This is a genomic window from Enterocloster citroniae, assembly GCF_040545455.1.
GTDB lineage: Bacteria > Bacillota > Clostridia > Lachnospirales > Lachnospiraceae > Enterocloster > Enterocloster citroniae.
Window position 1 is genome coordinate 127,473 of sequence record NZ_JBEPLZ010000012.1, and the last position, 9,054, is coordinate 136,526.

At 44.9% G+C, this 9,054-nt stretch carries 7 protein-coding genes; all 7 read right to left on the reverse strand.

Annotation, left to right across the window (positions count from 1 at the left end):
• Position 1: 1 nt before the first annotated feature.
• Positions 2-1,033 (reverse strand): type I-C CRISPR-associated endonuclease Cas1c, encoded by a 1,032-nt coding sequence (gene cas1c / locus ABID13_RS16665; protein WP_048929550.1) that lies wholly within the window; start codon positions 1,031-1,033, stop codon positions 2-4.
• On the reverse strand, positions 1,030-1,692 hold the full coding sequence (cas4, locus tag ABID13_RS16670; RefSeq protein WP_048929551.1) for a CRISPR-associated protein Cas4: 663 nt from the start codon (positions 1,690-1,692) through the stop codon (positions 1,030-1,032). The genes cas1c and cas4 overlap by 4 nt, the downstream gene beginning before the upstream one ends.
• Complete coding sequence (cas7c, locus tag ABID13_RS16675) at positions 1,692-2,582, reverse strand: type I-C CRISPR-associated protein Cas7/Csd2 (RefSeq protein ID WP_048929552.1); 891 nt, start codon at positions 2,580-2,582, stop codon at positions 1,692-1,694. Before cas7c ends, cas4 begins: the two co-directional genes overlap by 1 nt.
• Positions 2,583-4,331 (reverse strand): type I-C CRISPR-associated protein Cas8c/Csd1, encoded by a 1,749-nt coding sequence (cas8c, locus tag ABID13_RS16680; RefSeq protein WP_048929553.1) that lies wholly within the window; start codon positions 4,329-4,331, stop codon positions 2,583-2,585.
• Positions 4,328-4,987 (reverse strand): type I-C CRISPR-associated protein Cas5c, encoded by a 660-nt coding sequence (cas5c, locus tag ABID13_RS16685; protein WP_048929554.1) that lies wholly within the window; start codon positions 4,985-4,987, stop codon positions 4,328-4,330. The genes cas8c and cas5c overlap by 4 nt, the downstream gene beginning before the upstream one ends.
• Positions 4,988-5,340: 353 nt before the next feature.
• Positions 5,341-7,497, reverse strand: a complete 2,157-nt coding sequence (locus ABID13_RS16690) for a CRISPR-associated helicase/endonuclease Cas3 (RefSeq protein ID WP_048929555.1) — start codon at positions 7,495-7,497, stop codon at positions 5,341-5,343.
• Positions 7,498-7,549: 52 nt separating this feature from the next.
• Positions 7,550-8,986 carry an IS1096 element passenger TnpR family protein gene (locus ABID13_RS16695; RefSeq protein WP_330376646.1) on the reverse strand — a complete coding sequence of 479 codons (1,437 nt, stop codon included), beginning with the start codon at positions 8,984-8,986 and terminating at the stop codon, positions 7,550-7,552.
• Between the last annotated feature and the right edge of the window lie 68 nt (positions 8,987-9,054).

Below are 9,054 nucleotides of genomic sequence, written 5' to 3' on the forward strand. Positions count from 1 at the left end.
CTCACTTCCACAAAAATGGCGGATATGCATCCAGATCCCCCCGCAGATACCTTGCCAGCAGCATTGCCTGAACATAGGGAACCATACCCCACTCTATCTTCTCCTGTAAATATGGATGTGTCAGCATCTCCTTTTTTCGGTTCTGCCACTCTGTAAGGAACCGTTTCCGTGCATCATCCTTCATTAGAACAGCTCCATTTTCTTTTTTCAGAAAATCCTTTTTTTGAACGATCTTCTTATTAATCATCGAAAGAACAAAACGGTCCGCCAGAACAGGCCGCAACTCTTCTATCAGATCCAGTGCAAGGGATACACGCCCCGGGCGCTCTGTATGAAGCACTCCCACGTAAGGATCCAGACCTACGGTTTCCAGTGCAGATGCAATATGATTGGTCAGCAGTGTATAGACAAAAGACAGCATTGCATTTACATTATCAGTCGGAGGCCTTCTATTTCTGCCGGAAAAGGCAAAATCCTTTTTCTGCTGCAGAATCAGTTCATCAAATACACCGAAATAAACGCTGGCGGCCTCGCCTTCAAAGCCACGCAGGCTGTCTTTTGATTCACAGTTACGGATTCTAAGTGCGGCATCCTTCAGTAACAGAGAAGCATGTTTTACTTTTTCTACGTCAATCTGCATACTATGATCCCGGATCGAGCGCTCCAGCACCCACCTTGCATTGTACACTTTTCCAATCATGCAATTTTTCGCGATCCCCAGACTACTATCTTCATCCATACTCGTCCGGTACTGCTTATCTCTCAATACTACGTTTCCTTTTACGCTCCCCGTTACCCTTGCCAGAAATCTGCCGCCCGGACTTACAAAGCAGAGAGAAATATTCCGATTCGCACATGCTCCCATCAAAGCCGGACTGGTTCCACGGTAACCGAACGAGACGATCCCCTCCAGATTATGAAGGGGAAGGCGCCCTATTTCTCTTTCCTTATCCAGAACAACAATATTTTCACCGTCTAAAGAAAGGTAACTGTCTTCCGATGTTACATACAGAGTATTCAGTAGTTTCTTCATCCTTCTTCCTCCAGTGCCAGTTTTATATATTCTCCCACTGGCATGGTTTTCCCCAGCTTCGGCAGACAGATATCTTTCAGTGAACAGCCATTACAGCTCTTGCTCCATTTGACCTTCGGAGTATAACGCCGTTCATAGTACTGGTGCATTTCCTTAAACATATCCCGAACTCTGTTTCTCAAATCATCTGTCATTTCTATGATCTCACGGCGGCGTGTTTCACCGTAGAAAACAGCCGCTTCCGAAATAACCGCAGAAAACATTTCTTCCAGACAAATGGTCTGAGCTGCGAGCTGCAGAATATCCTCCTCCGAAATTTTAGGCTTCCCCTTTTTATATTCTATAGGGAAAATGCTATATAGCCCACGATGCCCATGAAGATGCACTCCATCTTCGCTCCGATGAAACTCCACTACATCACATTCTCCGCTTGCGCCCATCGTCCGGGATGAAACAGGCAGCGCCCTGGTAATCAGTACATCCTTCCGGTTTTCCGTCAGAAATGGATCATGTGCATTTTTATGCATCAGCTCACCTGTAACCGTATGCACATTTTCCGCCCATTGCTGCTCAATATGGATCAAAGCCCACTGCCTGCGGCAAAACCGGAAATGCTGGATGCCGGAAATCATCAAATAATCCTCTTCCCTGTATTCCACTATATCTTTCTTATTACCTCCACTGTTTCCGGAATCTGCTCTTTATGAACGGTAACCTCGTAATCCTGATACTTTCTCGGATAAAGGATCCCGTCCTTCCTCGTTACTTCCACAGCCTCAAACAATTTATAGGCAGGACAGTCCCCCAGTTCCTTGCTGTGTTTGAATACAATCAGCTCCCGAACTGCCATTTTCCCCCTTGCCGCCGAATGATCATGTTCAAACATATTAATAATCGCCTCCCACAAAAGCTCCAGATCCTCTTCTGAAAAGCCGGTTACCTTCCTTGCGAGATTGGCGGAAATATACCCCTCTACTCTGTAAAGTCCATAGGGTACGATATTCTTTCTTCCCATCTCCGTACTCTTATTCCCCGCATCCTTTTCCGTGGTAATTGCCACCCTGGTAATTGTCACTTCCTGACTCACAATCGGATCAATACTTCTGGCAAATCCAAGCTGCACAGGCCCTCTTACCTGGCCGCAGTTTAAAGAAGCCTTTACAAACGTAGTCATAACCGCGCCAAATGTCCGGATATCAAAGAAATTCTTACACATAAAATCTCTGATTTTCCTGTCTGCTTCCGGATCGTTTTTCTTCAAATCTTTCCTTTTGGTTTCGTCAATATGTAAATACTCAAATGCCTTATTGTCACTCCGGTTTAATGGGACATTCTCTTTGATATAGATCTGATATCCTTCTTCCTCTTCCTTAACCAGCTCCACATAATTGCGGATTTTTCTCTTTAAACACACATCCGTTACCAGGCCATATCCGCTTTCCGGGTCGATTCTCGGCATGTTGCCCGCATCCGGGTCACCGTTGGGATTTCCGTTCTCCACATCGAATAATACGACAAATTCATACCTGTTTTTAATCGCTTCACTCATTTACTTCTCCTCCTTTTTCTCGAAACGTTTCTGAACCTGATGGTAATATCCCAGTATAAACATGCCCTGTTCTTCCAAAGACAGTCTGCGTGGAAATGCCGCAGGCTGATCATTTTCCACCTCAATCATCCCCTGTAGGCCTGTGAGCATTTTTTCATAGAAAATCCGTCTCCCGGCCTCTAATTTTCTTATGTGACTGTTTTTCAGCTTTAACAAAATAGGAAACACTGACGCGGGCGCCGCACAGGCCGAGTTAAAGTACCGGTCCTTAATGGTCGCATTAATTCCCGGATTGGCGTCTTCCTGAATGGCCTCCAACACTGCAAATTCCCGTCCCAATACATAAGCCACATCCTTACACTGTTCATTTAATCCCACAAAGCTTCCCTCCTCTGTCCACTGTTTACCATGATTCCGTATCAGACAGGCTTTTATAATTGCCGCCCGTCCCCTGGTAATCCTCCCCTGTTCCGCGCGAATCCGTATCATTACATTACTATATAAACTTTCCGGGTACTTTTTCCCGGACAAAACCGCTTCAAATACCGATGCCGCCATATTGGGCTGCGGTTTCTTTTCCTTTGATTTCTGGTTGACCGTCTCAAAAAGCACCCTCCAGACACCCGGAAATTCTATTTTATCCCAGTTTGGTCTGACAATTTCCATCTGTTCATAATGCTTTTTGATATTTGATAAGATTGTCCCAAAATGATTCTGATAAAAAAACCTTACCGACAACCGCGCCGCATTGGGCGCCAGGCCCAGTATATAGAACTTCTGTTCAGGATTAACCTGGATTCCATCTACATCAATACCCCGGCCTTCTTGCAGATTGGAGAAAATACCTCGCAGCACCTCCTGGTTATCTTCGGTCGGCTCCATCGATCCCATAAAGAGATCCTGATAAATTTCCTTTCCATCCTCCGCCCAGAAAAGGATGGTCGTATCCCCCAGCATAAATATGTATTTCCTCTGTGAAAGCAGGTAATTAAGCGCTGTGGTGTAGGCAAACATCGCATATTTGCCAACCGGAGCGTTAAAGCTTTGCTCTTTCCCGTAGGATTCAAAGGAAGGTGCATTAAAAGACACCAGTGCAGCCCCACTGGACTGTGCCCCCTGAACCCCACGGATCACCGTATGGATCCGGGAAATTTCCGTTCTTTTTCCGGTCACAAGACAAATCTCCTGCGTCCCGCTTCCCTCCGCCTGAAGGGACTTCTCCCAGGCATTTCGTATATCCGGGTCTTCATGTGCATACATTGTTCCCACATAAAAAACAAGATTTCCACCGGCCGTGATATCCTCCCACTTCTCAAGCAGTTCCGGATGTTCTTTTGCTTTCATGGGATCCCAATTCTTAAAGAAATGTTTCACCGCCACGGCAGCCTCACTCTGTACCTCTTCCAGAACGCTCTCATGCTTTTCCCTAGCTGACTGAAAACACTCTAACACACGTTTTCCGCTTCCGTCATTGTCGATCCCCAGCAAATACTTGGAATTATCACACAGGAAGTTTGCCGATACTCCCGAAGAACGGGCGGCCATTTCCGGCACTTCAACCATCTGCGGTACCCAGACCGTCTTTTTCCCGCGTTCCTCTTCCTGCTTGAGTGAAATAATACCCAACAGGTTTCCGTCTGTATCAATATCCAACGCATAGGTTACCTTTGCCCGGCACCAGGCCTGTCTTGACACCTTTCCCTGTTCCGCCAGAGTTTCATAGTGCTTTACCAATGCCTGCAGTATCATCGAATCACCTCGCAGTCCTTCAGATCCACAACCCCACGGCGCATGACGGCCCGGAAGAACATGGGCTGTATGTCCTCCGGATTTGAATAATCCATATCGTAAAGCATAAATCCCAAATCCTTGTCTTCCACAACCTCATAGGCTCCATGGACATCTTCCTCACAGAGACAGAAATTGGCCGGAAATTCCCGGCAGCCGAAATAAGGTGTATGATAACATTCCCCACGCCTTAACCGCCTCATGATAATGTCCTTGAACTTTCCCGGATTATCGCTGTCATTTGCTTGATCCGTCAAGTCGAAGTGGGCGGATATGACATACTCCACATCCTTCAATAGCAGAGAAGCTCTCTGGACAATTTCTTCCTTGCTGCTGATGAACAATTCTTTTTTCGCGCCGTTGTAAACGGATAGCACGTTATTAGCTGAAATCTTGCTTTTGACCTCATTGCGCCGGATGGAAGTAAACTGGATCGGTTTTATGACATGGATGCTGTCAATCTTCCAGGACATGCCCGGATGCCAATAGATTGCTTCCAGAATACCTCGGGCGGCAGACGGCGTTATAATATCATAGCTGCAGCGTTCCACTTTCATCTCAGGGCGGGAAAAGAGTGCATACTCCCCCCAGACTTTTACTCTGACCCCCAGGCTCATCGCTTTCCTCCCCTTCATTTTTATCTTTCTTTTAGCTTTCTGTTTAGCTTTCCTTTAACTTTCTGTTTAGCTTTCTTTTAGCTTTCTGTCTATCTTTCTTTTAGCTTTCTGTTTAACTTTCTTTTATCTCTCATTATATCTTTCACTTTGTATGAATGCTAATTATATAATACCATAAACTAATTTTTTACAATACAATTTTCTATTTTTCTATATGGGATTTTTTATTTTTGGGGTTCTATCATCTTTTATCTGCGTATTAGAATTTCCTTTCCGGCGAATGCGCTTTATTATCTGAATATTCTTATGAATCCACCGTAAAAGCCAGATCCATCCCAGCTCTCGCCGATATTCTATAACCAGATATCCATTCCCAGCTCTGCCTTAACCTGTAAACCTGTCTCATCTGAATAATTGCTACAGTCTTTTAAAACAAAGAAATCCTCCTTCAGCTCCTCCGACACGCCGACAAACATCCCTGCATCATACATTTTCCGAAATAGATTCTCATAAACATTGACACAGTATTTCCCCGCTTCCCGAATCAGTTTTTTGTTAGCGCCTTTAAACTTCAATTCCTCTGCAATTTCTTTCGCACGTTCCTGGGCGGGAATCAGAATTGTCTTTGTATTCTGCTCGATCAGTTTAAATTCTTTTCCCACCGTAGCAAAGGCAAACCGGCCTTTTTGAAATTCCTCCAGGATATTCTTTTTATCCAGGGCAGCACCTTTGAATTGATACAGTCTGGTAAAATACTCCTGCACCGCGTCAAGAGAACCAATGTCTTCATATCTTCGGATTACCTGTTTTGCCGTATCGATCTGCTGTTCCTGTCCCGGAACCATTCTCGACTCCTCCAGCTGAAAATAGCAGGCAAAGCTGCCAAGGGCATCTCTCTTCCCCTCCCTGTTGCATCGGCCCGCTGCCTGTATCATGGAATCCACACCGGCAAGTTCCCTGTATACGGTCTGAAAATCCAGGTCCACACCGGCTTCCACCAGACTGGTAGCAATTACGATACATTTTTCTCCCGCCGCTAATCTCTCCCGTATAGTCTCCAGCCGTTCTTGGCGGTGACGGGGATACATGAAAGTCGAAAGATGATAGACTCCCTCCCCCTTTATTTTCTCATACAGCTTTTGTACGTTATTCTTTGTATTCAAAATACACAGCGCCTGTTCTTCGTTCCTCACCCTGTCTATAAGTTCATCCTCTGTTATTTTCCCCAAATTCTTAAATATGGCTCTCTTAAAAAACCGAAACTGCTCTTCCATGCGTGGACACAGCTCTGTATACTGCATGTCCTTTGGGAAAAAATTTTGTAACGATGGCTGGGTTGCCGTACACAGTACAATATTGCTTTCATAATGGCGGATCAGCTCTTCCATCGAAGCGATACATGGCCGAAGATAATCATTGGGCAGCATCTGCGCCTCATCAAAAATGATAACGCTGTTTGCAATATTATGTAATTTTCTGCATTTTGAGGACTTGTTAGAAAACAGAGACTCAAAAAACTGGACATTGGTTGTCACAACGATTGGCAGATCCCAATTTTCCGCTGCCAATTGTTTCAACTTCAGTTCATCTGTGCTTTCATAATCAATACCGCTGTGATGCTCCAGCACATTTTCCTCCCCCAGAATACGACTGAACACCTTTGCATTCTGCTCGATGATACTGGTATACGGAATGACGTAGATGATACGCTTCATTCCATGCCCCGCTGCATGGTTCAGGGCAAATGCCAACGATGCCACCGTCTTACCTCCCCCGGTGGGAACGGTCAGGCGAAACAGCCCCTTCTTTTTCTTTCCCTTTTCGATACAGGATTTGAGAATCTCTGTCCTCCGCCCATTGATCGTATCCTGATCATCATTAACAAGCCATTTCGCTATATGGCGGTTGAGTTTTTCCAAAAGAACCGGGATCGTTTCTCCCGTTATTCTGCTGGTTTCGCCATCCTTCATAAAATCCTCTGTATTGAGATAATCAGCATCTACAAGGCAGGAATACAGCATACGAATTAAAAAGCTCATGGAAAAGGTTAGATCTTTCTTTTCTGCCGCTGTTAAAACAGGAGGAGGGAGCGGAGGGATAGAAATCTCCTCCTGATAAGCCCCATAGTCTTCTACCCTCTTCTTCATTCTACCTGTAAAGGTCCCTCGATCTCCCGTATCCGCGCTTGTCCCTGTGTCCGGCAGACCGGCATGGTGGCCGGCAATACAGTACGCCGGTGCTACATAATAACTGCCTTTCTCCTTCCCTAACCGCAGGCACAACTGCGCTCCTGCCGTGGCATGGTCCGCCTTCTCGCCGCTTCCCATGATACGCCCCTGGAATTTAGTGGAATATTTCCCTATGTCATGGAGCAGCCCACAGAAATATCCCCATTCTCCATAGCCAAATTCTTCTGCAAATTCTTTTGCAAGAAGCGCTGTTTCCTCTAAATGGCTTTTTATGCTCTGCTCCCGTTGTTTGTCCTCACTGATATGCGCCAGATATTTCATGGGGGCTCCTTTCTGATGTAGATTGGCTGTTGGCTTTATTTTCTCTCACTTCCTAAAACGGCAATTCCTCCTCAAACAGTGACAACTGATGGTATCCATCCTTCCTGCCGTCTTTCTCATATTCTCCCCATGTATATCCCTTCAGCACTGCAGACGGAAGTTCATTCCGAAACTCGCGAAATACTTTCCTCATGGCCTTTGTTAAAGGCATGTTATTTTCTTTCATTACACCATCAATCCAAGTGAAATATTCCTGTTCTGTGTCTCCCATGGCAACACATTTTACTAAATGCTCCAATAAAGCTTCTGTGTCTTCCTGGCTCCATCGTCTCTCCCAAAATAGATAGTGAAACGTTTTTCCATAAACCGGACAGGCCCCTCTCCAGCTTCCTGCCAGAAGCGCATCTTCTGCTTCCTTATCCAAAGTACAGTACCGCTTTACAGGATATTTCTTCCGTCTTTGCAAAATCACCTCTGTGATTTCACTGCAAAAAGAGCTTATGTAAATGGTTCCATCTGCCCCTATCTTATTATTCCAGAACTTCCAATGATTAAGCTTTTTTATTATGTCTTCAAACAGTTCCTTTGAACACCCGGAAACGCTTTCTATCTGACATAATAATACATAGAGCATATCCTGTTCAACCACTCCATAAATTCCCACCAGTGCTACGATCACATGTTCAAGGTCATACCGTTTCTGATGATTATCCCAAATCCCATACTCCTTATAATCTGCTTTTCCCCGCTTAACCCTTAAATACAAATGCATCTCACTCTCGTCTACCTCAACCAGTCCGGCTTTCTCCAGTCGATACAGCAACTCTATTTCTTCATCGCCAGCCATTGGAAGATCCTCTTTGACAAGACGAATCCACATATTTTGAAGGATTGCCGGTATTGACATCAGCCTCTCTTTGACAACCGCGTCATCTTCATAGACCGGCGTAATTACCAAATCATCCGCTGCCGCAAAACCATCCTCATCAAAATCCCCCTCATCGTAACTGTCCTCTTTACCATCCCAATCTTCTTCGTTTTCCCAATCCTCGTCCCAGTTCGGATATTGACATAGTTCTCCCTGTCTAAATGTTATCTTAGCCGGGATTTTCAGATCTGTCTCGTTGACTTTCATTACAGTAATATAAAACATCCAGTCATCGCCAAAATCGTATAAATATAGATACTTATTTTTTACAACCGGATTTACATCCTGCAGCCGAACCCGGTCCGCACGTTTCCCCTGTTTTCCCATCGGATGATAGATTCCGTTGGGATCATAAGCCTTTCGATTCAGACTGAACATATACAAATGGTCTTTGTCGAATTCAAATGCATCTAAAATACAGTCGCTTAGCTCTGCAAACGTTCTGTTTCCGCTGATCTCCATAATCCGGTAAATGTTGCGGTTAAACGCCGATTCGATTTTTAATTGGTAGCAAAGATATGACATTTTATCGAAGGTTAGTTGAAATCCTAAATGCAACATTGAAGTTGTAAATGCACATTGGAAATTTCACGAAGTTGTAAATGCACCATGACATGGGTAAATGCAAC

Excerpts from the sequence above, each read along its gene's own strand:
- ABID13_RS16695 (WP_330376646.1), bottom strand. The coding sequence starts at position 8,986 with ATGTTGCATTTAGGATTTCAACTAACCTTCGATAAAATGTCATATCTT.
- cas8c (WP_048929553.1), bottom strand. The coding sequence starts at position 4,331 with ATGATACTGCAGGCATTGGTAAAGCACTATGAAACTCTGGCGGAACAG.
- cas5c (WP_048929554.1), bottom strand. The coding sequence starts at position 4,987 with ATGAGCCTGGGGGTCAGAGTAAAAGTCTGGGGGGAGTATGCACTCTTT.
- ABID13_RS16690 (WP_048929555.1), bottom strand. The coding sequence starts at position 7,497 with ATGAAATATCTGGCGCATATCAGTGAGGACAAACAACGGGAGCAGAGC.
- cas7c (WP_048929552.1), bottom strand. The coding sequence starts at position 2,582 with ATGAGTGAAGCGATTAAAAACAGGTATGAATTTGTCGTATTATTCGAT.
- cas1c (WP_048929550.1), bottom strand. The coding sequence starts at position 1,033 with ATGAAGAAACTACTGAATACTCTGTATGTAACATCGGAAGACAGTTAC.